Source organism: Bradyrhizobium sp. BEA-2-5 (assembly GCF_032918025.1).
Taxonomy (GTDB): Bacteria; Pseudomonadota; Alphaproteobacteria; order Rhizobiales; family Xanthobacteraceae; genus Bradyrhizobium; species Bradyrhizobium pachyrhizi.
Genome location: NZ_CP136629.1, coordinates 1,122,365 through 1,147,712, shown reverse-complemented (window position 1 = coordinate 1,147,712; position 25,348 = coordinate 1,122,365). Strand labels below are relative to the sequence as shown.

At 65.4% G+C, this 25,348-nt stretch carries 26 protein-coding genes and 2 pseudogenes; 12 read left to right on the top strand and 16 right to left on the bottom strand.

Annotated features, from left to right (window positions below; all coding sequences use genetic code 11):
• Positions 1-110 precede the first annotated feature (110 nt).
• The 4 genes and pseudogenes from RX327_RS05215 to RX327_RS05200 form a co-directional block, all read right to left on the bottom strand.
• Positions 111-1,061, bottom strand: a complete 951-nt coding sequence (locus RX327_RS05215; RefSeq protein WP_317249666.1) for an electron transfer flavoprotein subunit alpha/FixB family protein — start codon at positions 1,059-1,061, stop codon at positions 111-113.
• Entirely contained in the window at positions 1,061-1,810 is a 750-nt protein-coding gene (locus RX327_RS05210) for an electron transfer flavoprotein subunit beta/FixA family protein (RefSeq protein WP_317249665.1), read from the bottom strand. Before RX327_RS05210 ends, RX327_RS05215 begins: the two co-directional genes overlap by 1 nt.
• A 117-nt stretch (positions 1,811-1,927) precedes the next feature.
• Positions 1,928-2,501 (bottom strand): annotated as a pseudogene (locus RX327_RS05205) (cob(I)yrinic acid a,c-diamide adenosyltransferase).
• A gap of 79 nt (positions 2,502-2,580) precedes the next feature.
• Positions 2,581-2,775, bottom strand: a complete 195-nt coding sequence (locus RX327_RS05200; protein WP_317249664.1) for a twin transmembrane helix small protein — start codon at positions 2,773-2,775, stop codon at positions 2,581-2,583.
• A 166-nt stretch (positions 2,776-2,941) separates the two neighbouring features.
• On the opposite strand from RX327_RS05200, the pseudogene RX327_RS05195 reads away from it, so the two are divergent.
• A pseudogene (locus tag RX327_RS05195) lies at positions 2,942-3,803 on the top strand (YihY/virulence factor BrkB family protein).
• Here RX327_RS05195 and RX327_RS05190 read toward each other — a convergent pair.
• Positions 3,730-5,091 carry an ATP-binding protein gene (locus RX327_RS05190; RefSeq protein ID WP_317249663.1) on the bottom strand — a complete coding sequence of 454 codons (1,362 nt, stop codon included), beginning with the start codon at positions 5,089-5,091 and terminating at the stop codon, positions 3,730-3,732. The pseudogene RX327_RS05195 and the gene RX327_RS05190 overlap by 74 nt on opposite strands.
• 115 nt (positions 5,092-5,206) lie before the next feature.
• Entirely contained in the window at positions 5,207-6,076 is an 870-nt protein-coding gene (gluQRS, locus tag RX327_RS05185) for a tRNA glutamyl-Q(34) synthetase GluQRS (protein ID WP_317249662.1), read from the bottom strand.
• A gap of 133 nt (positions 6,077-6,209) precedes the next feature.
• Between gluQRS and RX327_RS05180 the strand changes: the two genes are divergently transcribed.
• A complete protein-coding gene (locus RX327_RS05180) occupies positions 6,210-6,863 on the top strand; it encodes a DNA-3-methyladenine glycosylase 2 family protein (RefSeq protein WP_317251206.1) in 654 nt (217 codons plus the stop codon).
• A 166-nt stretch (positions 6,864-7,029) separates the two neighbouring features.
• Positions 7,030-8,592, top strand: a complete 1,563-nt coding sequence (locus RX327_RS05175; RefSeq protein ID WP_317251205.1) for a glycosyl hydrolase family 17 protein — start codon at positions 7,030-7,032, stop codon at positions 8,590-8,592.
• 9 nt (positions 8,593-8,601) lie between these two features.
• Here RX327_RS05175 and RX327_RS05170 read toward each other — a convergent pair whose 3' ends face one another.
• Entirely contained in the window at positions 8,602-9,489 is an 888-nt protein-coding gene (locus RX327_RS05170) for a LysR family transcriptional regulator (protein WP_317249661.1), read from the bottom strand.
• 179 nt (positions 9,490-9,668) lie between these two features.
• Here RX327_RS05170 and RX327_RS05165 point away from each other — a divergent pair, with 179 nt between their 5' ends.
• The 6 genes from RX327_RS05165 to RX327_RS05140 all read left to right on the top strand — a co-directional run bounded on the left by RX327_RS05165 (position 9,669) and on the right by RX327_RS05140 (position 17,558).
• The gene (locus RX327_RS05165; protein ID WP_317249660.1) at positions 9,669-10,640 is read left to right on the top strand and encodes a nitronate monooxygenase family protein; all 972 of its coding nucleotides are present in this window, start codon (positions 9,669-9,671) and stop codon (positions 10,638-10,640) included.
• A gap of 29 nt (positions 10,641-10,669) precedes the next feature.
• Entirely contained in the window at positions 10,670-11,866 is a 1,197-nt protein-coding gene (locus RX327_RS05160) for an ABC transporter substrate-binding protein (RefSeq protein ID WP_317249659.1), read from the top strand.
• A gap of 15 nt (positions 11,867-11,881) precedes the next feature.
• Complete coding sequence (locus tag RX327_RS05155; RefSeq protein WP_317249658.1) at positions 11,882-13,399, top strand: acyl-CoA synthetase; 1,518 nt, start codon at positions 11,882-11,884, stop codon at positions 13,397-13,399.
• A gap of 104 nt (positions 13,400-13,503) precedes the next feature.
• On the top strand, positions 13,504-14,589 hold the full coding sequence (locus RX327_RS05150; protein ID WP_050386333.1) for a DUF2855 family protein: 1,086 nt from the start codon (positions 13,504-13,506) through the stop codon (positions 14,587-14,589).
• A 110-nt stretch (positions 14,590-14,699) separates the two neighbouring features.
• Positions 14,700-16,487, top strand: coding sequence for an NAD(P)/FAD-dependent oxidoreductase (locus RX327_RS05145; RefSeq protein ID WP_317249657.1), 1,788 nt, complete (start codon positions 14,700-14,702; stop codon positions 16,485-16,487).
• A gap of 93 nt (positions 16,488-16,580) precedes the next feature.
• The gene (locus tag RX327_RS05140; RefSeq protein WP_317249656.1) at positions 16,581-17,558 is read left to right on the top strand and encodes a peptidyl-alpha-hydroxyglycine alpha-amidating lyase family protein; all 978 of its coding nucleotides are present in this window, start codon (positions 16,581-16,583) and stop codon (positions 17,556-17,558) included.
• A 190-nt stretch (positions 17,559-17,748) separates the two neighbouring features.
• Here the strand turns inward: RX327_RS05140 and RX327_RS05135 are convergent, their stop codons facing one another.
• Positions 17,749-19,509, bottom strand: a complete 1,761-nt coding sequence (locus RX327_RS05135; protein ID WP_317249655.1) for a chloride channel protein — start codon at positions 19,507-19,509, stop codon at positions 17,749-17,751.
• A 194-nt stretch (positions 19,510-19,703) separates the two neighbouring features.
• Here RX327_RS05135 and RX327_RS05130 point away from each other — a divergent pair, with 194 nt between their 5' ends.
• On the top strand, positions 19,704-20,261 hold the full coding sequence (locus RX327_RS05130; protein ID WP_317249654.1) for an HNH endonuclease: 558 nt from the start codon (positions 19,704-19,706) through the stop codon (positions 20,259-20,261).
• A gap of 53 nt (positions 20,262-20,314) precedes the next feature.
• Here the strand turns inward: RX327_RS05130 and RX327_RS05125 are convergent, their stop codons facing one another.
• The 8 genes from RX327_RS05125 to RX327_RS05090 are packed head-to-tail and all read right to left on the bottom strand — an operon-like array spanning position 20,315 to position 23,667.
• Entirely contained in the window at positions 20,315-20,527 is a 213-nt protein-coding gene (locus RX327_RS05125; protein ID WP_028333636.1) for a hypothetical protein, read from the bottom strand.
• Positions 20,528-20,556: 29 nt separating this feature from the next.
• Positions 20,557-20,793: a hypothetical protein gene (locus tag RX327_RS05120; RefSeq protein ID WP_152977797.1), complete on the bottom strand. Its 237-nt coding sequence runs from the start codon at positions 20,791-20,793 to the stop codon at positions 20,557-20,559.
• Positions 20,790-21,017 (bottom strand): DUF6894 family protein, encoded by a 228-nt coding sequence (locus tag RX327_RS05115; protein WP_038377383.1) that lies wholly within the window; start codon positions 21,015-21,017, stop codon positions 20,790-20,792. Before RX327_RS05115 ends, RX327_RS05120 begins: the two co-directional genes overlap by 4 nt.
• Positions 21,018-21,033: 16 nt before the next feature.
• Positions 21,034-21,210: a hypothetical protein gene (locus RX327_RS05110; RefSeq protein WP_167350422.1), complete on the bottom strand. Its 177-nt coding sequence runs from the start codon at positions 21,208-21,210 to the stop codon at positions 21,034-21,036.
• Positions 21,211-21,268: 58 nt separating this feature from the next.
• Positions 21,269-21,439, bottom strand: coding sequence for a hypothetical protein (locus tag RX327_RS05105; protein ID WP_092080478.1), 171 nt, complete (start codon positions 21,437-21,439; stop codon positions 21,269-21,271).
• Between the two features lie 18 nt (positions 21,440-21,457).
• Positions 21,458-21,802 carry a cupin domain-containing protein gene (locus RX327_RS05100; protein WP_050386329.1) on the bottom strand — a complete coding sequence of 115 codons (345 nt, stop codon included), beginning with the start codon at positions 21,800-21,802 and terminating at the stop codon, positions 21,458-21,460.
• A gap of 48 nt (positions 21,803-21,850) precedes the next feature.
• Entirely contained in the window at positions 21,851-23,194 is a 1,344-nt protein-coding gene (locus RX327_RS05095; RefSeq protein WP_317249653.1) for a sorbosone dehydrogenase family protein, read from the bottom strand.
• On the bottom strand, positions 23,194-23,667 hold the full coding sequence (locus RX327_RS05090) for a DUF2231 domain-containing protein (protein WP_050386327.1): 474 nt from the start codon (positions 23,665-23,667) through the stop codon (positions 23,194-23,196). The genes RX327_RS05095 and RX327_RS05090 overlap by 1 nt, the downstream gene beginning before the upstream one ends.
• Positions 23,668-23,804: 137 nt before the next feature.
• On the opposite strand from RX327_RS05090, the gene RX327_RS05085 reads away from it, so the two are divergent.
• The gene (locus RX327_RS05085) at positions 23,805-23,951 is read left to right on the top strand and encodes a hypothetical protein (protein WP_317249652.1); all 147 of its coding nucleotides are present in this window, start codon (positions 23,805-23,807) and stop codon (positions 23,949-23,951) included.
• Positions 23,952-24,194: 243 nt separating this feature from the next.
• A complete protein-coding gene (locus tag RX327_RS05080; RefSeq protein ID WP_317249651.1) occupies positions 24,195-25,334 on the top strand; it encodes an MFS transporter in 1,140 nt (379 codons plus the stop codon).
• Positions 25,335-25,348 lie beyond the last annotated feature (14 nt).

Below are 25,348 nucleotides of genomic sequence, written 5' to 3'. Positions count from 1 at the left end.
TCCCATTTTCCCCTGTCGAGCATGATCCTTTCGGAAAAACGTTTCCGGATCATTGCCTCGAAAATAATAACACCGGCCGGAGCTTACTCGTCCGGCCGGTGTCTTGTCGCTTACTTACCGAGCTTGCCGAGCGCGTCGGTCAGCTCCGGAACCGCCTGGTAGAGGTCGGCGACCAGGCCGTAATCGGCCACCTGGAAGATCGGCGCGTCCTCGTCCTTGTTGATCGCGACGATCACCTTGGAGTCCTTCATGCCGGCCAGATGCTGGATCGCACCGGAAATGCCGACGGCGACATAGAGCTCGGGGGCCACGACCTTGCCGGTCTGGCCGACCTGCCAGTCGTTCGGCGCATAGCCGGCGTCGACCGCCGCGCGCGAGGCACCGACGCCGGCGCCCAGCTTGTCGGCGAGCGGCTCGATGTACTTGGCGAAGTTCTCGCGGCTCTGCATGGCCCGGCCACCAGAGACGATGATCTTGGCCGAGGTCAGCTCGGGACGGTCGCTCTTGGCGACTTCCTCACCGACGAACGTCGACAGGCCGGGATCGGCGGCCGCCGCCACGTTCTCGACCGCAGCGCTGCCACCCTCGCCCGCTGCGGCGAAGGTCGAGGTCCGCACCGTGATGACCTTCTTGGCGTCCTTCGACTTCACCGTCTGGATGGCGTTGCCGGCATAGATCGGACGCTCGAAGGTGTCGGGCGCGACCACCTTGATGATCTCGGAGACCTGCATGACGTCGAGCAGAGCCGCGACGCGCGGCATCACGTTCTTGAAGCGCGAGGTCGCGGGCGCGACGATCGCGTCATAGCCGGACGCCAGCGAGACGATCAGCGCGGCCAGCGGCTCGGCGAGATCGTGCGCGTAGGCCTCGCCTTCGGCGACCAGCACCTTGGTGACGCCGGCAAGCTTGGCGGCCGCGTCGGCCGCAGCCTTGGTGCCCTGCCCGCCGCCAGCGACCAGCACGTGGACGTCGCCGCCGAGCTGGGACGCCGCGGTCAGCGCCTTGTTGGTGGCGTCCTTGAGGACCTCCTGGTCGTGTTCAGCAATCAACAGCGTCGTCATCAGAGCACCCCGGCTTCGTTCTTGAGTTTCGACACCAGCTCGGCGACGTCCTTGACCTTGACGCCCGCCTTGCGGCCCGCCGGCTCCGTCGTCTTGAGAACCTCGAGACGCGCGGCGACGTCGACGCCGTAATCGGCGACGGTCTTCTCCGCGATCGGCTTCTTCTTGGCCTTCATGATGTTGGGCAGCGAGGCATAGCGCGGCTCGTTGAGACGCAGATCGGTGGTGACGATCGCCGGTCCCTTGAGCTTGACGGTCTGCAGGCCGCCGTCGACTTCGCGGGTGACCTTGAAGTCGGAGCCTTCGACCTCGAGCTTCGAGGCGAAGGTCGCCTGCGACCAGCCGAGCAGCGCAGCCAGCATCTGGCCGGTCTGGTTCGAGTCGTCGTCGATCGCCTGCTTGCCGAGGATGATCAGGCCCGGCTGCTCTTCTTCGGCAACCTTCTTCAGGATCTTGGCGACCGCGAGCGGCTCGACGGCGCCTTCGGCCTTCACCAGGATGCCGCGGTCGGCGCCCATGGCAAGACCGGTGCGGATCGTCTCCGACGCCTGCGCCGGTCCGATGGAGACCACCACGACCTCGGTCGCCTTGCCGGCTTCCTTCAGGCGCAGCGCTTCCTCGACCGCGATTTCGTCGAACGGGTTCATCGACATCTTGACGTTGGCGAGTTCAACGCCCGATCCATCGCCCTTGACGCGGACCTTGACGTTGTAATCGACCACCCGCTTTACCGGCACTAAGACCTTCATCGATCCTCTTTCACTTTGATTTTATGGGTTTCGGTTGGCTGGCGCGGAACCTAAAGGTCCCGTTTCTCCCGGTCAACGCGCCAAAGCCAAAAAACCGTCCCCCGGTTTTGAACCAGTTTAGCGGTTCTGGCCCGGCACCCACAACACGTCTCCCGCTCCCTTATTGTTCTGGAAGCGGCTGGCAACGAACAGGAAATCCGACAGGCGGTTCATATACTGGATGCCAGCCTGATTGACCGGCTCATCGGGTTGGGCGGCGAGTTCCACCATGATCCGTTCCGCGCGGCGACATATCGTCCGGGCGAGATGCAGATAGGCAGAGGCAGGCGTGCCGCCGGGTAGCACGAAGGAGGTCAGCGGAGCGAGCTTGTCGTTGAGCGTGTCGATATCGCGCTCGAGCCGCTCGACCTGGCTCGTCACCACCCGCAGCCGCTCGGCCTTGCCCTCCCGTTCGGGCACGGCGAGATCGGCGCCGAGATCGAACAGATCATTCTGGATGCGGCCGAGCATCGCATCGAGGTCGGGCATGTCCCGCAAGATGGAGCCTGACCACGCCGATCGCGGCATTGGTCTCGTCAACGGTGCCATAGGCTTCGATGCGCAGATCGTATTTCGGACGCCGCTCGCCGGTTCCGAGCGCCGTCGTGCCGTCGTCACCGGTGCGCGTGTAGATCCGATTGAGAACAACCATGGCAGGCTCCGGTGTTCGATGTTCGAGTCCACCACTCCGATCGGGAGAGGTGGAGAATAGCCCGACAAATCTAGCTCACCTATCGCCCCATCGCCCAGACCGCGAGCATCGCGATGATGATCGCCAGGAACTGAAGCAGCACGCGCCAGCGCATCAGCTTCTGCGAGGTATTGGGCGAGCCGCCGCGCATCATGTTGATGAGCCCGAGCAGCAGCACCAACGCCACGGCGCCGGCGGCGATGGGAAGAATGATCGTGCTGAGGAGAGATGTCATTTGCGGTACATAACACCGCAGGACGCGGACTTCCACACAGCCCGGCCATGCAACCAACTGGCTTTTCAGCGCGTAATATCAGATGCTGGGTCCGTTCTCGGGCCGAGCGGTTTTCGACAATGCCGGGTGGAATGTGAAGCAGCTTCGTTACGTCACCCACGTCGTGATGGATGCGTTCTACACCTTCCTCGCCGATGACGGCTGGGCGATCGCAAGCCACATCGCGCTGTCGACGCTGATGGCGCTGTTCCCGTTCCTGATCGTGCTGACCTCGCTCGCCGGCGTCTTCGGCTCCAAGGAACTCGCCGACCAGGCGGCCAGCCTGATGCTCCAGGTCTGGCCCAAGCAGGTCGCCGAGGCGCTGTCCGGCCAGATCCACGACGTGCTGACCAACACCCGCGGCGACATTCTGACCATCGGCGCGGCGCTGTCGGTCTATTTCGCCTCCAACGGCGTCGAGGCGCTGCGGGTCGCACTCAACCGCGCCTACGCCGTGGTGGAGATGCGGCGCTGGTACTGGCTACGGCTGGAATCGATTGCCTATACGCTGATTGCCGCCTTCACTGCCCTTGCGATGGCGTTCCTGATCGTGCTCGGTCCGCTGATCATCGAGGCAGCGCGGCGCTATATCCCGTTCTTCGTCGAGTTCGAACGAGAGCCTGCTCAACACCGCCCGTTACGGGGTCACGATCCTGGCGCTGGTCGTCGCGCTGTTCATCCTGCACGCCTGGCTGCCGGCGGGACGGCGCAGCTTCCTCCAGATCATGCCGGGCATCATCTTCACGGTGGTGGCGTCCCTGGTCTCCGGCGTCGTCTTCGGACAGTATCTGGCGCGCTTCGCCAACAACTACGTGACCATGTATGCGGGGCTCGCCTCGGTGATCATCGCGCTGGTGTTCCTGTATTTCATCGCCGCGATCTTCGTTTACGGCGGTGAGCTCAACGCCGCGATCATCAAGTCGCGGCTTCCTCATGGCGTGTCGCTTCAAGCAGCGCAGTCGCTAAAGCCCGCGGAGACACAGGCTTGACCAGGAAGGCGTCGGCGCCGGCCGCGCGCGATGCTGCCTCGTCCTCGCCGCGGCCGGAAATCCCGACAATCATGATGCGGCCGTGCGGCGGCGGCAGCGCTCGGATGCGCTTGATCGCCTCGATGCCGCCGATGCCGGGCAACACCATGTCCATCAGCACGGCATCAAAGGCGCCCTGCACGAGCCGGTCGGGCGCGGCCTCGCCCTGACCGACGAATTCGGCGTGGTGGCCGAGCTCGGTCAGGATCGTGTTGAGCACGACGCGGCCGAACGGATTGTCCTCGACGCTGAGCAGCCGCAGCCCTTGCGACAGCAGCGCGGCCGCGCTCTCGCCGGAGGCGGAGCCCGCCGGCCCCTCGGCGGGCGCCAGTTCCACCTTGAGCGTGAAGGTGGTGCCCCCGCCGGCGCGCCGGTCGGCGACGATGTCGCCGCCCATGGCGCGCGCGAGCTGCCTGACGGACGACAGGCCGAGCCCGGCGCCGCCGAACCGCGCGGCGATCGAGACGTTGGCCTGCGAGAACGGCCGGAACAGGCGCTTGACCTCCGATAGCGTCAGGCCGATGCCGCTGTCGGAGATCGCGAACGCGACGCCGATCTTGTCGCCCGACCTTGCCTTGACCGTGCCTACCGGCGCGATACGCAGCTCGATGCCGCCCTGGTCGGTGAACTTCACGGCATTGTCGATCAGGTTCTCGAGCGCCGCGCGCAGGCGGACGGGATCACCGACCACAAAGGCAGGCAGCTGGTCGGAAACCTCGACGGAAGCCTGCAGCCCCTTGGCCGCCGCGCGGCCGGCCAGCGAATCCGCGGCGTGGCGCGCCAGCGTACGCAGGTCGAAGAAATCCTGCCGGATCTCGAGCCCCGGCCCCTCGCTCCTGGCGGCATCCACGAACAGCGTGGCAAGGCTCGCCAGATGCTCGGCACCGGCCTTGATGGTATCGGCCCACCGCCGTTCCCGTTCGCCGAGATCGGAAGTCGCGAGCAGATCGCTGATCGCCAGAATGCCGGTCAGGGGGGTGCGGACCTCATGGGCAAAGGCGGCAAGTGCGGTATCGACCATGCCGGGACCGGCCTTCGGGGCCGGCTTTGGCACGGCCCGCTTGCGGCGCGGCCTGGCCGCCACCTTGGCGGCGCGGGCCTTGGCCGTTCGTGTCTTGGCAGTCCGTGTCTTGGCAGTCCGTGTCTTGGCAGTCCGTGTCTTGGCAGCACGCGTTTTGGCGGCGCGTGTCTTCGGCGGCGTCCCTTTGGATGGCCGCTTGCTGCGCCGTGCGCGCGATTTTGACGCCATGGTCTCCGTGATCCCCGCCCCGGTCAACAACATGGCATGCCAGGCGGGCCGGAGTCACGGCGACGTTTACTGCGCGCCCGCGCAAAACGCCATGATGCGATCAAACGGCCAAAATCTACTGCAAACCCACCAGGCGGCGAATATCGGCCGGGCTCGCCCCAGCCGCCCGCAATTCGCGCAGTCCGGTCGCCTGGGTCGATTTCGACAGCTTTTGGCCGGTCACGTCTCGGATCAGCCGGTGGTGCCGATAGTTTGGCACGGGCAGACCAAGCAGTTCCTGCAACAGCCGATGCACGCTGGTCGACCAGAACAGGTCAAGGCCCCTGACGACATCGGTAACGCCCTGCAGCGCGTCATCGATCACGACCGAGAGATGGTAGCTGGTTGGGGTCTCCTTGCGCGCCAGGATCACGTCGCCCCAGGCCTCTGGCCGGGCCACGACGTCTCCGCTCTCGCCAGCCGGCCCCTCGCCCGCTTCCTGCCAGCGCAGCTCGCCGGCATGCGCGCGGGCTGACGCCATGTCGAGCCGCAACGCGAACGGCACGCCCTGCCCGATCAGCCGGTCGCGCGCCGCAGCCGACAGCGATTTGGCCGGCCCCGGATAAAGCGGCGCGCCGTCCGGATCGCGCGGCCACGCCCCGCCGGCCTCGCGCTCCGCGACCAGGCGCGCGACCTCGGCCCGGCTTTCGAAGCTCGGGTAGACCAGCCGCTGGACCGACAGGCGGTCGATCGCCGCGCCATAGGCGGCAAGATGCTCCGACTGCCGCCGCACCGGGGTCTCCCAGTCAATCCCGAGCCAGGCAAGATCCTCGTAGATCGCCGCCTCGTATTCCGGCCGGCAACGCGTCGCGTCGATGTCCTCGATCCGCAGCAACAGCCGCCCGCCGGTCTCCCGCGCGCGATCGAAGTTGAGCAGCGCGGAATAGGCGTGGCCGAGATGCAGGAGGCCGTTGGGGCTGGGGGCAAATCGGAAAACGGGTGGCATCGTGATCGGTCACGCGTCATTGCCGGGCTTGCCGCGGCGACTCTGGTTCATGCGCCCGGACAAGACTCTGTTACGATAGGAGATCGATGCGCGGGTCAAGCCCGCGCCTGACAAGCCCATGCAGACCCCGCAAATGCTGATTCATCTCGAAACCCAGGCCGACCTCGACGACGCGATCCACAAACTGGTCGACCAGGACCGCCGCCTGCGCCCGATCCTGGAGCTGACCGGCATGCCGGCGATCCGGCAGCGCGAGCCCGGATTTGCCGGGCTTGCCGCGATCGTCTGCGGACAGCAGCTCTCGACCGCGAGCGCGGCGGCGATCTGGGGTCGCGTCAGCACGGCGTTCGATCCGTTCCACCATGACGCGATCCGCAAGGCCCGGGCCGACCGGCTCGGCCGGCTCGGGCTGTCGGCGGCCAAGATCAAGACGCTGAAGCACATCGCGCGCGAACTCGCCGAGGAGCGGCTGAACCTCGACGTCCTTGCCAATGAGGAGGCCGATGCGGCGCACAACACGCTGATCGCGTTGCCCGGCATCGGCCCCTGGACCGCGGACGTCTATCTCCTGTTTTGCCTCGGCCACGGCGATGCCTGGCCGGCCGGCGACCTCGCCGTGCAGGAGGGCATCCGTATCGGGCTCGGTCTGAAGGCGCGGCCGACCGAGAAGCAGATGGCGCCGCTCGCCGAACCCTGGCGTCCGCTGCGCGGCGCGGCCGCGCATCTGTGGTGGGCGTATTATCGCGTGCTCAGAAATCGCGAGGGCGTGATCGCCGGTGCAAAGTAGTCGTCGAGAAAAACACGCCAACTGCGTGATCGCGTGATATAGAATCAGCAGACTTATAGTTTTTCAATTTGCCGGCCTCGCCCATTTTGCACGCGCAGCACGTCCTTATTGCAAGGAGACGGACCTGATTTCTCTCCGTATCCCGCTGACGCTTCTCTCGTTATCCCTGGGCGCGATCGCCGCGGTGTGGTGGTGGCTCGGCATCCCGGTCAGCCTGCCGCGCGCACCCATCGATCCGAACGACAAGGTCCAGTGCATCTCATACGCTCCATTCCGCAACCATCAGACGTCACTTTCGCCTGCGACGCAGGTATCGCGTGAGCAGATCGCGGAGGATCTTGCGCAACTCGCCAAGATATCCCACTGCATCCGCACCTATGCGACCGATCTTGGTCTCGATCAGATTCCGGCACTCGCGGCCAAGGCGGGGCTGAAGGTCATTCAGGGGATTTTCCTCGACAGGGACCGAAAGAAGAATGCAACGCAGGTGGAAACCGCGATCCGCCTCGCCAAAGACTATCCGGACACGATCATTGCGCTCGTGGTCGGAAACGAGACGCTGCTGCGCAAGGACATAACTGTATCCGATCTCGCCGACACGATCCGCTCGGTGAAGGCGCAGGTCAATGTCCCCGTCACCTATGCCGACGTCTGGGAATTCTGGCTGAGCAATCGCGAGCTCTCCGACGCGGTCGACTTCGTCACGATTCACATCCTGCCCTATTGGGAGAACGTGCCAATCCCGGCGGAAGATGCCGCCGCTCATGCCGACGAGATGCGCCGACAGGTCGCGGCGGCTTTTCCGGGCAAGGAAATCCTGATCGGAGAAATAGGTTGGCCGAGCCAGGGACGGATGCGGGAATCGGCGTTGCCGTCCCCTGTCAATCAGGCCCGGGTGGTCTCGGAGGTCCTCGACCTTGCGCGACGCGAGCATTTCCGCGTCAACCTGTTCGAAGCCTATGACGAATCCTGGAAGCGAGAGATCGAGGGCACGGTCGGCGGATCATGGGGTCTGTTCGATTCCGAGCAGCGCATGCCGAAATATCCGCCGGGCCAGCCCGTCAGCAACTTTCCGCTCTGGAAGCTGCAAATGTGCAGTGGAATTGCGCTGGCGACGCTGGTCTTCGGCGCGGCGTGGTTGACCTCGCGTCGCAAGCCGAGAAAGCCCGCATTCGCTCCATGGCTTGCGGTCGCGCTATCGGCGACCACGGCGGGAATCCTGTTTGGCGTCGCCGAGCAAAGATTGGTCTATGAAAGCTACGGAACGGGAGGCTGGCTTGTCTGGGGCTCGCTTCTGGTGGCGGCCACGGCTTCGCCGGTGTTGGGCGCCAACGCCCTGATGTCGGGCCGCGCACCGCCCAGCTTTTTCGAAGTGTTGGGTCCGAAGGGCCACCACACTGAATCGGTGCTGGTGACCCTGCACGGACTGGCCTTGATGATCACCGTCGTGATCGGCACGGCGACCGCAATCGGTCTCGTGTTCGACCCGCGCTTCATTGACTTCCCCTTTGCGCCTCTCACCATGGCGGCGGTGCCCTTTGCGGCCGTGACGCTGCTCAATCCTCCCACGAAGGGAATCCGCCCACTGGCGGAGTCGATCTTTTCCGGCATTTTCGTTGCAACGGCGATCTACACAGGATTCAACGAAGGGGCGGAGAACTGGCAGTCGCTGTGGACCTGCGCGGCCTTCCTTCTACTCGCGGTGACGCTGTTGCGGGCGCGCGCCTGACGACGCGCTCTAGCCGCGCAGCCTGACGCGGTCCTGGCGCGCGCAGTCGGTGACGAAGCCGATGACGGCGCGCACTGCGGGAAGCTCGACCAGATCGGGATGGGCGAGCAGCCAGAGATCGGAAAGGCTCGAGAGCTTTTGCGGCGCGACCCGCACCAGATCGGGGTAGTCGGCCCCGACCAGGCAGGACAGCGCGCAAATCCCGAGCCCGGCCCGCGCCGCCGCGAGCATGTCGCCCTGCGATGAACAGCGCATCACCAGCGTGCCCTGCCGGGTGATGACATCGCTCCAGCGCGCCAGATGCGCGTTGGAGGCCTGGTCGGCAAAGCCGATCACATGGTGGCCCCGCCACTCGTCCCGCCGCTCCGGCAGCTTGCGGCCGGCCGCATAGTCGCGGGAAGCGTAGAATCCCGTGCCGAGACGGCCGATCTTGCGACCGACCAGGTTTTCCTCGCCGCTGTCGAAGGGCCGCAGCACCACGTCCGCCTCACGCCGGCGCACGCTCGCCGGAAACGGATGGGTGATGATCTCGAGCTGGATATGATCGTGCGCACGCAGGAAGGCAGGCAAGCGCGGCATCAGCCAATGCGAGGCCAGCGTCGCGCCGATCGACAGCTTGACGATGCCGCGCGCCTGCCCGCCGGTGGCGGACGCGGCCGCCTCCGCGCGGAGGGCCGCCGCGGCCATCGCTTCGGCGTGCTCGCGGAATTTGCGGCCATGCGACGTCAGCGACAGGCCGTCATTGGAACGCGCGAACAGGCGGGTCCCGAGTTGCTGCTCGAGCGCCGCGACGTTGCGACCGACAGTGGGGTGACTGATGCGCAGCCGCCGCGCCGCCCCGGCAAGGCTGCGTGTCTCCGCCACCGCAACAAATGTCTTGCAAAGCTCCCAGTCCATGCCGCTCCCCTTGCTGCGACACTGTTCATTTCTGGTTGATCGGGTGTTCAATATTGAACGTCATGACCGAGCCGTCCAGCCTTATATTGCCGCGCCAAGAGCGCCACCGCTCCAACCATCACAATAAATCGCGATCCGCCCCGGCTGCCGGCCGGGCGACGCGCATGGAGGATCCGAAAATGTCGCTGCCCGCTTCGCTCGCCAACAAGCTTGAACTGCCGGTCGTCGGCTCCCCGCTGTTCATCGTCTCGGGGCCGGAGCTCGTGATCGCACAGTGCAAGGCCGGCATCGTCGGCTCGTTCCCGGCGCTGAACGCCCGCCCGGTCGAGAAGCTCGACGAATGGCTGACCCAGATCGAGAACGAACTCGGCGAGTACCAGGCGCTGCATCCGGAGAAGAAGGTTGCGCCCTACGCCGTCAACCAGATCTGCCATGCTTCCAATGACCGGCTGATGAAGGACATGGAGACCTGCGTAAAGCACAAGGCGCCCATCATCATCACCTCGCTGCGGCCGCCGGCGGAGATCGTCGACGCCGCGCATTCCTATGGCGGGCTGGTGTTCCACGACGTCATCAACGTCAAGCATGCCCGCAAGGCCGCCGAGCAGGGCGTGGACGGCCTGATCCTGGTCTGCGCCGGTGCGGGCGGACATGCCGGCACGCTGTCGCCCTTCGCGCTGGTGCGCGAGGTCAAGCAATGGTTCGACGGTGCGATCCTGCTGTCGGGCGCGATCAGCGACGGCTTCGGCATCGCCTCCGCGCTGACGCTGGGCGCCGACCTCGCCTATATGGGCACGCGCTTCATCGCGACAAAGGAAGCCAATGCCAATGTCAGGTACAAGCAGGCGCTGACCGAATATGCCGCGCACGACATCGTCTACACCAACCTGTTCACCGGCGTGCATGGCAACTATCTCGGACCGTCGATCGCGGCGGCAGGCCTCGATCCGGGCGATCTGCCGGTCGCTGACAAGACGAAGATGAATTTCGGCTCCGGCGGCAACATGAAATCGAAGGCATGGCGCGACATCTGGGGATCGGGCCAGGGCATCGGCCAGATCACCGATGTCCCTCCCGTCGCCGAACTGGTGGCGCGGCTCAAGTCCGAGTTCGCCGCGGCGCGCAGCGACTTCCTGCGCGCCAGCGCTTGACGCTGTTTCACAAAGTCCGGGAGTGAACCATGAAACGAGCGCAACACGCGCTGGCAGCCGTGCTTACGGTCTGCGCGATCGCCAGCACAGCCGCCGCCGACAACGGCAACGTCAACGAAGCGATCCGGATCGGCCAGACGCTGCCCTATAGCGGACCGGTCTCCGGCTTCGGCACCATCGGCCGCGCCCAGGAAGCGTTTTTCGAGAAGATCAATGCCGATGGCGGCATCAACGGCCGCAAGGTCAAGTTCATCACGCTGGACGATGCTTACTCGCCGCCGAAGACGGTCGAGCAGACCCGCAAGCTGGTGGAGCAGGACGAGGTGCTGATGATGTTCGGCTCGCTCGGCACCGCCACCAACAGCGCCGTGCAGCGCTACCTCAACGGCAAGAAGGTGCCCCAGCTCTTCGTGCTCTCCGGCGCGACGAAATGGGCCGACCCGCAGAAATATCCATGGACCATGCCCGGCATGGCCGCCTACGAATCCGAGGGCGTGGTCTATGCCAAGCACGTGCTGCGCACGAAGCCGGGCGCCAGAATCGCCATCCTGTCCCAGAACGACGATTTCGGCCGCGACTATGTCGCCGGCTTCAAGCGCGCGCTCGGCGACAAGGCCGCCAGCATGATCATCGCCGAAGCGAGCTACGAGACCTCGGCGCCCACGATCAGCTCGCAGCTCTCGACCCTGAAGTCATCTGGCGCCGACGTGCTGTTTGGCGTCGTGCTCGGAAAGTTCACCTCGCAGATGATCAAGGGCGTGGCCGAGATCGGCTGGAAGCCCGAGCTGTTCTTCGTGCCGACCTCGGCCTCGTCGATCTCGTTCCTGGAGCCGGCCGGGCTCGACAACGCGGTCGGCCTGATCTCGTCGAGCAATCAGAAGGACACGATGGACCCGCAATGGGCCAGCGATCCCGGCGTGAAGGAGTATTTCGCCTTCATGAAGCAGTACATGCCGAACGCGGACCTCTCCAACTCCAACTATGCGGCCGGCTACCACTACGCGACGCTGCTGATGACGGTGCTGAAGGCCTGCAAGGGTGATTTCAGCCGCGAGAACATCATGCGCCAGGCGGCCTCATTGCGCGACGTTCCGCTGCCGCTATTGTTGCCAGGCATGACGGTTTCGACCGGGCCAGACGACTATCTGCCGTTCCAGCAGCTTCAGCTCCGGCGCTTCAACGGCAAGAGCTGGGTCAGCTTCGGCGAGATCCTGGACGATCGCTAGCAGACGAGGCGCGACATGATCATCAGCGGCGACAGACAGATCAGCTACGGGGACATTCACGCCCGCATCGCGCGGGCGGCCAGCGGCTTCCGGGCGCTTGGCGTGCAGGGCGGCAAGCCGGTCGCGATGATGCTGCGCAACGACTTCGCCCTGTTCGAGGTGGTTGCGGCCTCGGCCGCACTGGGCAGCCCGGTGGTGCCGATCAACTGGCACCTCAAGGCCGAGGAGGTCCGTTACATCCTGACCGACAGCGGCGCGACGATTCTGGTCTGCCACGCCGATCTGCTGCCGCAGATTCGCGACGGCCTGCCGCCGGCAATCAAGCTGCTGGTGGTGACGACGCCGCCGGAGATCGCCGCGGCCTACGGCGTGGCGCCGGCGCTCACCCGCGTGCCCGACGGCATGACCGACTGGGACGTCTGGCGGGAGACGCACCAACCGCTGACCGAGGCGCCGATCGGCGCGGCGCCGATGTTCTACACCTCGGGCACAACAGGACTGCCGAAGGGCGTCAAGCGCAAGCCGATGCGGCCCGAGCAGCAGGCGGCGGCGGCGCGCGTCGGCGCCATCACCTATGGCGTCAAGCCGAACGAGGATCAGGTGATCCTGATGAACGGCCCGATGTATCATTCTGCGCCGCACTCCTATGGAATGCTCGCGTTCCGCAACGGCTGCGTGATCGTGCTCGAGCCGCGCTTCGATCCGGAGGATCTGCTACAACTGATCGAACGCCACCGTGTGACGCATATCCACATGGTGCCGACCATGTTCGTGCGCCTGCTCCGCCTGCCCGAGACGGTGAGGCAGCGTTATGACCTGTCGTCGCTGCGGTTCGTCGTTCACGGCGCGGCGCCCTGCCCGCCCGAGGTCAAGCGGGCCATGATCGCGTGGTGGGGACCCGTCATCAACGAATATTTCGGCTCGACCGAGACCGGCATCCCGGTGTGGCACTCGGCCGAGGAGGCGCTGAGGAAACCCGGCACGGTCGGCCGCGCCATCGAAGGCGGCATCGTCAAGATCTTCCGCGACGACGGAACGCCATGCGACGTCGGCGAACCCGGCGAGATCTACATGCGCCAGAGCGCGGTCCCCGATTTCGACTATCACGGCAAGGCGCAGGCGCGCGCCGAGGCCGGGCGCGACGGTCTCGTCAGCGTCGGCGACGTCGGCTATCTCGACGAGGACGGCTATCTGTTCCTGTGCGACCGCAAGCGCGACATGGTGATCTCGGGCGGCGTCAACATCTATCCGGCCGAGATCGAGAACGTGCTGATCGCCATGCCCGGCGTGCGCGATTGCGCCGTGTTCGGCATCCCGGACGCGGAATATGGCGAGCGGTTGTGCGCCTGCATCGAGCCCGAAGCAGGCAGCACGCTGTCGATCAGCGCGATCCAGGATTTCCTCCGCGGCAAGCTGGCCAACTTCAAGGTGCCGAAGGAGATCCAGTTCCTCGATGCGCTGCCCCGGGAGGCGACCGGGAAGATCTTCAAGCGCAAGCTGCGTGACCTCTACAGCGAAGGACAGCTCGGCTGAGCGATGTGACGGCGAAGCAAACGGCGTTTGAAACTTAGTTGCTGTTGCAAACGGCCGGCAATGGACGCAACGATGCGCCTGCATCCTGAGCCCGGATCATCGCCATGAACTCGACCGACTTCATCGTCATCCGCAACGATCTGCAGCAGTGCAAGGTGATCGAGACGCAATTGCCCGATGCCGCGGCGCTGCCCGCCGATGCGCTGCTGGTGAAGGTGACCCGCTTCGCCTTCACCGCCAACAACATCACCTACGCCGTGATCGGCGAGCAGCTGAAATATTGGCATCTGTTCCCGGCGCCCGAAGGCTGCGGCATCATCCCGGTGTGGGGCTTCGGCGAGGTGCTGGTATCGAAACATCCCATGATCGCAGTCGGCGAAACGCTGTTCGGCTATTTCCCGATGGCGACCCATCTCGTGATCGAGGCGGCCGACGTCAGCAAGCGCGGCCTGCGCGACGGCGCCGCGCACCGGCAGGAGGTCTCGCCGGTCTACAATGCCTACGCCCGCGTCTCAGGCGATCCGACCTATGCGGGCCAGCAGGGCGACTTCCGCGCGCTGATGCTGCCGCTGTTCATGCTGTCGTTCCTGGTCGACGACTTCCTGGCCGAAAATGCGTTCTACGGCGCACGCCGCGTCATCCTGTCGTCGGCCTCGAGCAAGACCGCGTTCGGGCTCGCCCATCTCGTGCACAAGCGGGGTATCCCGGTGATTGGGCTGACCTCCAGAGGCAATGTCGATTTCGTCAGCTCGCTCGGCTGCTACGACGAGGTCGTCACCTATGACCAGGTCACCGCGATGCCGCCGGCCGAGCCTGTCGCCTATGTCGACATGGCCGGCAACAGCGCGCTGCGCGAAAGCCTGCACCGGCACTTCGGGGCGCAGATGGTCTATTCCGGCCGGGTTGGGCTGACGCACCGTGCGAGCGAGCCGCAGGAGCCGACGCTGCCCGGCGGCAAGCCGGTCTGGTTCTTCGCCCCGGACCAGATCCGCAAGCGCGCCAAGGAATGGGGACCGGGCGGCATCGACCAGCGTTTTGGCGCCGCCTGGGCCGAGCTCGTGCCGCATCTGCCGAATTGGCTTGACGTGGTCGAGCGGCGCGGCCCGGCCGCGGTGCGCGAGGCCTATCTCGATACCCTGCAAGGCCGCGTTCCGCCGGATCAAGGCCTGATCCTGTCGCTGGCCGAATAGGCGATATCCCGTCGCGCCCTTTCTGCATGCCTTCGAATGGGTATAGGCTTTGCGGAAAGGGAACGCCGCCAAGAAATTTCAGCAAGGCGGCCGATGGCGAGAAACGCTCGATGCTCGACAAGACGGACGATATTTCGGTCGCCGCCGACAATTGGCTTGTACAGTTCGAGGATGCGCTGGCCAGCCCGGACGATGTGCTGCTGAAGCCGCTGTTCCATCCCGACAGCTACTGGCGCGACGTGCTGGCGTTGAGCTGGAACATCCAGACCGTCAATCGGGCCTTCGCGATCATCGAGGAGCTGCCGGCGCATGCGCGTCACAGCGCGCCGCATGACTTCCGCATCGATGCCGAGCGCGCGGCGCCGCGCCGGGTGACGCGCGCCGGCACCCATGCGATCGAGGCGATTTTCAAATTCGAGACGGCGGTCGGCCGCGGCCACGGCATCGTGCGGCTGATCCCCGATGCCGCCGACGACGATCGCCTGAAGGCCTGGACCTTGCTGACGGCGCTCGAGGAGCTAAAGGGTTTTGAGGAGCAGCAGGGCCACACCAGCCCGCGCGGCCAGGCCTATTCGCGCGACTTTCGCGGGCCGAACTGGCTCGACCTGCGCAACGCCTCGCGCGACTATGCCGACCGCGATCCAGCCGTGCTGGTGGTCGGCGGCGGCCAGGCCGGGCTCGCGATTGCGGCGCGGCTGAAACAGTTGAAGGTCGACACGCTGATCGTCGATCGCGAGGCACGGATCGGCGACAACTGGCGCAAGCGTTACCACGCGCTGACGCTGCACAATCAGGTGCAGGTCAATCACCTGCCCTACATGCCCTTCCCGCCGAGCTGGCCGACCTATATCCCAAAGGACAAGCTCGCCAACTGGTTCGAAGCCTATGTCGATGCCATGGAGCTGAACTTCTGGACCGGCACCGAATTTGTCGGCGGCAGTTATGACGATGCGAGCCGACGCTGGAGCGTCGAGTTGCGCCGCGCCGACGGCACGACACGCAAGATGAATCCGCACCATGTGGTGATGGCGACCGGCGTCAGCGGCATCGCCAATGTGCCCGACATCCCTGGTTTGGAGAATTTTTCCGGCACAGTGGTGCATTCCAGCCGCTACGAGGACGGCGAGAACTGGACCGGCAAGCGAGCCATCGTCATCGGCACCGGCAACAGCGGCCATGACATCGCGCAGGATCTCTATTCAAGCGGCGCCGAGGTGACACTGGTGCAGCGCTCGCCGACGCTTGTCACCAATATCGAGCCGTCGGCGCAGCTCGCCTACGCGACCTACAATGAAGGCACGCTCGAGGACAATGATCTGATCGCGGCCTCGATGCCGCTCGCGCTCGCCAAACGCAGCCATGTGCTGATGACCGAGCAGTCGAAGCAACTCGACAAGCCGCTGCTCGACGGCCTTGCGCGCAAGGGCTTCAAGCTCGACTTTGGCGAGGCCGGCACCGGCTGGCAGTTCAAATACCTCACGCGCGGCGGTGGTTATTATTTCAATGTCGGCTGCTCCGATCTCGTCGCGAGCGGCGCGGTCGCCCTGCAGCAATTCGCCGACATCGACACCTTCATGGGCGAGGGTGCGCGGCTGAAGAACGGCGAGACGGTTGAGGCCGACCTGATCGTGCTCGCGACCGGCTACCGGCCGCAGGAAGAGCTGGTGAAGAAACTGTTCGGCGAGGCGGTGGCCGCGCGCGTCGGTCCGATCTGGGGCTTCGGCGACGGCTTCGAGCTCCGCAACATGTATGCGCGCACGAAGCAGCCCGGCCTCTGGTTCATCGCCGGCAGCCTCGCACAATGCCGGATCAATTCGAAATATCTCGCGCTCCAGATCAAGGCGGTCGAGGAAGGCCTGTTGCCGCGCGACGTCGGGCCACGGGCGGATCTTTCATAACTCCCACCACCGCCATTCCGGGGCGCTGCGCAGCATCGAACCCGGAATCTCGAGGTTCCGCGCCCCGGAACGACACCCGAGAGGAGACATCTTATGCCAACCACCCTCGGCACCGGCGAACACCGCTATCGCGTGGTGGAGAACTTCGCAAAACTCCCCGACGGCTGGAGCCTGACCGATGTCGCCTCCGTCGCGGTCGACAGCAAGAACCGCGTCTACGTCTTCAACCGCGGCGCCCATCCGATGGTGGTGCTGGACCGCGCCGGCAATTTCCTGCGCAGCTGGGGCGAAGGACTGTTCTCCCGTGCGCATGGCCTGCACATCGATGCCGACGACAACCTCTATTGCACCGATGACGGCGACCACACGGTGCGCAAATGCACCACCGACGGCAAGGTCCTGCTCACGATCGGCATCCCCGCAAAGCCGGCGCCGTTCATGAGCGGCGAGCCGTTCCACCGCTGCACCCACACCGCGCTGTCGCCGAAGGGCGAGATCTACGTCTCCGACGGCTACGGCAATGCGCGCGTGCACAAATTCACCCCTGACGGCAAGCTGATCAAAAGCTGGGGCGAGCCCGGCACCGACCCCGGCCAGTTCAACATCGTGCACAACATCGCGACCGATGCCGACGGCTGGGTCTATGTCGCCGACCGCGAGAACCACCGCGTGCAGGTGTTCAACGGCGAGGGCAAGTATGAGGCGCAGTGGAACAATCTGCACCGGCCTTGCGCGCTGTGCTGCTGCGGCGGCGGGAAGAGCCCGACCTTCGTCATCGGCGAGCTCGGCCCCGGCCTCGCCATCAACCGCAATGTGCCCAATCTCGGCCCGCGACTGTCGATCGTCGATCACACCGGAAAGCGCATCGCGCGCCTCGGCGGCGAGCAAGGCCCCGGCGTCGAGACCGGAAAATTTCTGGCGCCGCACGGCATCGCGCTGGATTCCCGCGGCGACATCTATGTCGGCGAGGTCGGCGTCACCAACTGGGAGAGCAGCTTTCCGGACGAGGAGATGCCGGCCGCGGTCCGCACGACGCGGTGCCTGCAGAAGCTGGAAAAAATTCCGACCTGAGCTCCACCGCATCACCGCCCCCCCTGAGAAGCGCGCTCTTACGCGCGTCTCGAAGGGTCGACGGCCCGGCTAGTGGCCGTTCAACCTTCGAGGCTCGCAAGCGCTCGCACCTCCAGCGACAAAGGCGAAGCCTTTGCGCGGGGATGACGGGTTGGGCAGATTATATCGACCTGTACCTGCCACACGGCCCTCAAATCTCGCCGATCACCTCGCGGCGGCGCTGCTCGGATTCTTCCGCGTAGCGCCGCATCGCGTGCGCTTCGGTGAGCAGGCCGATCGGCCGCCGGTCGCCGTCGCCTTCGACCACGGCGAGCGATTCCGCTTCGGCCGCGTCGAACACCGCGATCGCCTCCTGCACGTTCATGCCGGGATGCAGCACCACGTCGGCGTAGCGCAGAATGGCGGCAAGTCCCTTGTCGGCCTCGAGATCGGGCGCATGCGCTTCGGCGACCAGCGCAAGCCCCGCGTAATGCCCCTCGCCGTCGACCGCGACGACCTGGGTCTTCGAGCCCGGCGGGAATTCCTCGCGGAACGCCTCGATCGGCATCGCGGCGTTCACCGTCGTCATGTCCTGCCGCATCATCTTGCCGACCGTGAGATCGCGGATCCAGCCGATATCGGCGGCGCTGCGGATGGTCTCGCCGCGCAGATGCAGCCGCCAGGTCGAGAACGAATAGCCGAACAGCTCGCGCGTGATCGTGGTCGAGATGATGACCGCGACCAGCACCGCGGTCGTGAGCCAGAGGTTGCCGGTGGATTCCAGCGCGATGAACGACATCGTGAGCGGGCCGCCGATCACCGAGGCCGACAACGCACTCATGCCGATCACCGCATAGGCGTTGGGGTCGAGGTTCAGCCCCGGCCACACGATGTCGACGCCGGCGGCGAACAGCCGGCCGCCGAGCGCGCCCATGAACAGCGTGGCGAAGAACAATCCGCCGCGGAAGCCGGAGCCGAGCGAAACGATCGAGGCAACCGCCTTCAGCGCGAACACGCCGGCGATGAAGGCAAGCGGCATCGCCACGATGCCCGCGAAGCGCAGCGCGCCATGGCCCGACGACATCACCTGCGGCGTCAGCAGCGCCATCGCGCCGACCGCAAGCCCGCCGAGCGCCGGCCGCAACGGCGGCCAGAGCCGGCTCTTGGTCAGTAGCGCCTCGCACAGCGTGACCCCGCGCATGATCGCGATGCCGGTCAGCGCCGCGACCATGCCGAGCAGCGCGGCGATCGCAAGATCCCGCCCGAGCACATCGCCGACGGTTCCGACGCCGACGCCGAGCGGCAACGGCTCGAAGGCATGGGCGACGAAGTAGCCGGTCACCGCCGCCACGCCGACCGGGGTCAGGCTGGCCGGCGTATAGCCGCCGATCACAAGTTCAAAAGCGTAGAACGCGCCCGCAAGCGGCGCGCTGAAGGCACCGGCGATCGCCGCCGCCGCGCCGCAGCCGACCATGATTCGCTGGTCGTTGCGGCGGAGGTGAAAGCCGCGTCCAAGCGAGGCGGCGAGGCCGCTGGAGAGCTGGGTGTAGCCGGCCTCGAGCCCGACCGAGCCGCCGACGCCGCTCGACCAGATCGTCTGCAGCGCCACGATCACGCTGCCGCGGAACGACATCCGCCCGCCATAAAGCGCGTTGGCCTCGATCGGGTCGATTTCGCGGGCCGGCCGGACCCGGAGCAACAGAAGGAACGCAAATCCAAGCAGCAGGCCGCCGATCGTGGGAACCACGAGCGCGCGCACGGGATCGATGCCGGGCTGGCTCGACAAGCGGTCGCCGAGCGGCAGATTGAACAGCACCGAATGCAGCACCGTGACGAGGCCGCTCATGACCGCCACCACGAGGCCGCCAATGGCGCCGATCAGCACCGCTAGCACCACAAGGCTCGTCTCGTGCGCGCGCACGAACGCGCGCAACCGGCGCGGCGCCTCGAGATAGCTTGAGGTCGTGGTCATCGGCAGGGTCCGTCACTGGCCGACAGGGCCTTGCGGCTCCCTTTACGGGCCTCGCGGGCGGGAGGCAATCGGGGCAGGAACATGGCAGGGCGCGGCGGATAAGCCGCTCATTGCTCTTCACAATCCCGTCACGCTGCATGTAGTATGTCAATACATGCTGCTTCGCAGCGTATATTGGAGGCCGGGAGCGTTACTTGAACGCACATGTCTCGCAAGGCAGTTGGCCGGTGTTGGTGCTGAATGCGGACTTCCGGCCGCTGAGTTACTACCCACTGTCGTTGTGGTCGTGGCAGGACGCGATCAAGGCGGTGTTCCTCGACCGCGTCAATATCGTCGAATATTACGACCGGGCGGTACGAAGTCCTTCCTTCGAAATCCAGCTGCCGAGCGTCGTCTCGCTCAAATCCTTCGTCAAGCCGACCACCCACCCCGCCTTCACCCGGTTCAACGTCTTCCTGCGCGATCGTTTCGCCTGCCAATATTGCGGCTCGCCCGAAGACCTCACTTTCGATCACATCATCCCGCGCAGCAAAGGCGGCCAGACCACCTGGGAGAACGTGGTCGCGGCGTGCTCGCCGTGTAACCTGCGCAAGGGCAATCTCACCCCGGCGCAGGCAAAGATGTTTCCGAAGCAGACGCCCTACGCCCCGACCGTGCATCAGCTGCATCGCAACGGCCGGCTGTTTCCGCCGAACTATCTGCACGAGAGCTGGCTAGATTATCTCTACTGGGATACTGAGCTCGATCCGTAGAGCGCGCTGGCGCGCGCCATCACCGAATGCAAGCCGTACTGCTGTGATTCGGATCAGGCGGGTCGCTTGGTGAGGGCCGCTTCCCCCTCCTCGCGTCCGGGAACGCTGACGTGGACCTCGTGCCCCATCCTGATCGCCAGTGCCGCGGCGGCCGCCGCCGATTCGAATGCAGCTTCCTTGGTGGCGTATCCGCCGTTGAGGTTGCCGTCGTGCAGGACGCCCCATTCCTCGCCGGCCGCAATCACCGCATATTGAGCCAATCCCATCGTCTCCTCCTTGCGCCAGCGGCGCTGCGTCAGGTCTCATTCCGCTTGTATCGCTTGCGGACAACCTCCTCGCCGACCTGCACCGCGCGCCTGCTGCGAAAATGGTGTTGAAGCACGCCGAAGATCAAAGCGGTCAGCAGCACGAGCGCTCCGATGCCGTAGATGATCTCAAGGCCCATATCCATTCGGTCTCTCCAAGCCTTGTTCTCGAAGCCTTGTTCTCGAAGCCTTGCTCTCTTGCCGCCCGCCGGGGCGGCATCGTTCATCCGCTCTTCGCGGCGCTATCGATGCTTTCGCGGTGAATTTCGCGGGCGTCGCCGCCGATCACCGAGATGTAGTAGCCGCGTCCCAGATATTCCTGTCGGGTCTCGGCAAGGTCGATGGCGAGCCGCTTGGCGACGGCGATGGCTTCATCGCGGTCGGCAACCGGTTGACCGGTTGCATCGATCACACGCTCATCATTCACGATCGCAAAGTGAAAGGCGGACATTCGCTCGCTCCGCGCATCAATGCGTGTTCGATTCATGCCACTTTTCCAGGTCCGGCTCCTCGTCTCCGGAGCGCTTCGCATCCCCAGAGCGCTGCTCCTTCTCCGGGTTTCCCTTCCACGGCTTGTCGGTTTGCACGTGGGAACCCCAGTCGCTCGAGCGTCCAGAATCCTGCGTTACAGGCTTTCTGCTCATGACAATCTCCTCAAGAACAGAAGCATCTGTATCCCGATGTGTTCCTAACCGGCCGCGCTCAAGGTCCGCCCGCAACCGAGCCTGCGATCACCATGACCAGTGCATCGAGGTCGATCGTGCCGCTGACCGACAGTTCCCCGGCATCCAGCACGCGGAGCAGATCCGGCCGATTGGCGGCCTGGCGCTTCAATTCGCCGATGATCGCATCCCTGAGCTTTTCTTCGAGCATGTTCGACACCGTGCGCCTCTATGACTTGGACTCGTCGCGACCGTGCACTTGCGCCGGTGGCGCGGTGGCTTCGACGGCCGTGAACGGCTCGAGAATGCGATAACGGTGCTCGGACCCGGCGGGCACGAGCCAGGAATCGCCCGGCTGCAGGCGGATGGTCTGCCCCTCCAGGGTCAATTCGGCGCGACCGCTGATGACATACCCAACCGTCTCGTAGTCGCGCCGATCGGAAGCGCCCGGTCGCGGCTGTTCGTTGTCCCAAAGCCGCATGGCAACGCGCCTGCCCGACACCAGATAGGTCTGGCCCATCGTGCCCTTCCGGGACGTGCTGACCGATACTTTCTTGATCGTGCTGTCGCTCATGGTGTTCTCCAATCGCTTGCGTGTGCGGGTGAGACAGCGGGAGCGCCGTCAGAGCCGCCCCGAGGCGGTCACGCGCCACACCGTGTTGCCGACGTCGTCCGCGATCAGCAGCGCGCCGGATTTGTCGATCGCCAATCCCACCGGCCGGCCGCGGGACTTTTCGTCCTCGCCGAGGAATCCGGTGACGACGTCCTGCGCCGGCCCGTTCGGATGGCCGTCGGCGAACGGCACGAACACGACCTTGTAGCCGTTGAGCACATGCCTGTTCCAACTGCCGTGCTCGCCGACGAACGCGCCGCCGCGATAGGCGGCCGGCAGACCGGCGCCGGTGTTGAAGGCGAGCCCGAGCGGTGCGACATGCGAGCTCAGGGCATAGTCCGGCACGATCGCCTTGGCGACGAGATCCGGCCGCTCCGGCTTGACGCGGGGATCGACGTGCTGGCCGAAATAGCTGTAGGGCCAGCCGTAGAAGCCGCCGTCCTTCACCGAGGTCATGTAGTCGGGGACGAGATCGGGGCCGAGCTCGTCGCGCTCGTTCACCACCGTCCACAGCGCGCCGGTCTGCGGCTCGAAGCTGAGGCCGTTCGGGTTGCGCAGACCGCTTGCGAACACGCGCCAGCGGCCGCTGGCGCGATCGACTTCGAGGATCGCAGCGCGATTGTGCTCGGCCTCCATGCCGTTCTCGGTGATGTTGCTGTTGGAGCCGACGCCGGCATAGAGCTTCGAGCCGTCGGGGCTCGCCACCAGACTCTTGGTCCAGTGATGGTTGATTGGTCCGCCCGGCAGCTCCGTCAGGGTCTGCCCCGGCTCGGTGATCTTGGTATCGCCCTCATGATAGGGATATCGGACGATCGCGTCGGTGTTGGCGACATAGAGATCGTTGCCGACCAGCGCGACGCCGAACGGCGAATTGAGATGGTCGAGGAACACGCTTTGCGTCTCCGGCACGCCGTCACCATTGCTGTCGCGCAGCAGCGTGATGCGATTGCTCGCACCGGTATCGCCGCCGGAGGTCGCCCAGGACTCCACCCATTTCATGATGAAGTCCTTTGGCCGCTTGATCGGCTCGGTCCCCGGCGCCTTGGACTCGACCACCAGGATGTCGCCATTGGGCAGCGCATAGAGCGACCGCGGATGCTGCAGGCCGGTGGCGAGCGCATTGATCTGCAAGCTGTCCGGCACCTTGGGCTTCTCGCCCTGCTTCCATCCGACCACGGAGGCGACGTGCATCGGCGGCATCAGATACTGCTCGAGCGCCGGCAGGTCCGGACGCCCACCGACCTGTGTTTTCGGGTCAGGTGCCGTCTCCTTGCTGCAGCCTGCGAGGCACAGCCCGGCCAGCAGCGTCATCGCGAGTTTGAGGTGCGTGGCATTGGTCAGGTCGATCCGCATCAGCCCGCCACTCCGACCCGGTAGCGATAGACCATGGCCCAGCCGAGCCAGCCCGTGCACAGCATCACGAGGACGGTCAGCACCGACAGCACCAGTCCGGTCGGCACCACGGAGGTCCAGGCATCGCGGCTGTGGATGAAGGCGTTGAACAGCGCGAGCAGCATCACGATCACATTGCCGATCATGTGCAGCCAGGCATAGCCCAGCCGGCGGATCAGGCGATTGCTCAGGAAGTCGATCAGGCCGGCGATCGCGGCGAGACCACCCATGATCAACCCCGCGAACAACAGCCAGGCCGAGAAGTTGGCCCACTGCATCTCGGCGGTCTGCCAGTATGCGATATCGGTCACCAGCGTCCCGACGAAGCACGCGATCGGAAACGGCACCAGCATGGGATGGATCGGATGCATACCGACCCGCGCCGTCGAGGCCGGGTTGGCCGAATGCGTGGCGACTGTCGCGACCTGGTGCATCTTTCGTGCCTCCGAAAGAAGCCTCAACAGCGCGTTCGGAGCGAGGTTCCTAAGCGCGCACCCGGCCCGGACACCATTTAGGAACGAAGCTGCGTCAGCCGCGTCGGAATAGAGGTGTGACAAGCAGGACGCCAACCATGGTCCGAGAAGGGCCCGCTGAACCAGCTCCCGCAAGCACGGCAGAGACGACCCAAGGCAGACAGGTACGTCCCTACGGCATGATGATCACGTCTGCGATCATCGCGCTCGCCGTCATCGTCGTCGTCTACGTGCTGATGCGATAAAAAGACTGACTTGGGCGATTTGGTCCGGCACACGCTTGCGCCGTGACGTTGCCCGGCCGTCTTGCGCAGAACGGAGAATCGCACCGCCGGCCGCCATGCACAGTGTGGCGTGAGCGGTTGCGCAGAACTGTCGGTCCATCGTCGCTTCGTTTCCGCGGTCCTGCGCGTTCGTGAATTATGCCCCACCGTAAAGCGAGAACGTCTCCTGCACGCCTGTGGCCGCTGCTGGCCGTGAACTTCTTCATGGCCGACATGCAGTCGGGCATCGGGCCGTTCGTCGGGGTTTTTCTGCAGGAGCGCGGCTGGGCCAGCGGGCTGATCGGCACCGCCATGACCATCGGCAACGTCGCGGGCATGCTGATCACGACCCCGATCGGGGGCTTCATCGATACCACGAACCACAAGCGAGCATGGGTGATCGTTCCCGGCATTGCGGTCGTGGTGGCATCGGCCGTCATCCTGATGTCGCAAAGTTTCTGGGCTGTCGCGCTGTCCCAGGTCGCCACCTCGATCGCGGGCGCCGCAATCGTTCCGGCGGTCACCGGCATCACGCTCGGCATCGTCAAGCAGCGTGGGTTCAACCGGCAGAACGGCCGCAACCAGGCGTTCAACCATGCCGGCAACATGGTCGGTGCCGCAGCATCGGGCTATCTCGGCTGGCAGTATGGTTATGTGGCGGTCTTCGTGCTCGCCGCCCTGTTCGGCGCGATCACGATCGCCTGCGTGCTCTTGGTCCCGCCCGGCAGCATCGATCACGGTGCCGCGCGCGGCAAGGAAGAAGATCCGGACAGCCAGCCCAGCGGCCTCTCCGTGCTGGTCAAGCACAAGCCGTTACTGGTGCTTGCCGTCGCACTGGCCGCGTTCCACCTCGGTAACGCGGCGATCGTGCCGCTCTACGGCCTTGCTGCAGTTGCCGGTGGTCACGCCGACGGCCCGAGCTTCGTCGCGACCACGATCGTGGTGGCTCAGGCGGTGATGATTGTTGCCTCGATCGCCGGCATGCACGCCGCCGAGCGCCGAAACTACTGGTCTGTCCTGCTGCTGTCGTTCCTGGCCTTGCCGGTGCGCGGCGTGCTCACTTGCTTCCTCTCCGGCTGGTGGAGCGTGCTGCCCGTGCAGATCCTCGACGGCATCGGCGCAGGCCTGCAAAGCGTCGCCGTGCCCGGGATGGTGGCGCGATCGTTGAACGGAACCGGCCGCGTCAATCTCGGACAAGGTGCCGTCATCACGGTTCAGGGAATCGGCGCCTCGCTCAGCCCCGCGCTCGGCGGCTGGATTGCGCAATGGGTCGGCTATGGCCCAGCCTTCCTGGCGCTCGGCGGACTGGGGCTTCTGTCGGTCGCATTCTGGATCGCCTTCCGATCGACCGTGCAGAAATACTGACGCTTCCTCACGCA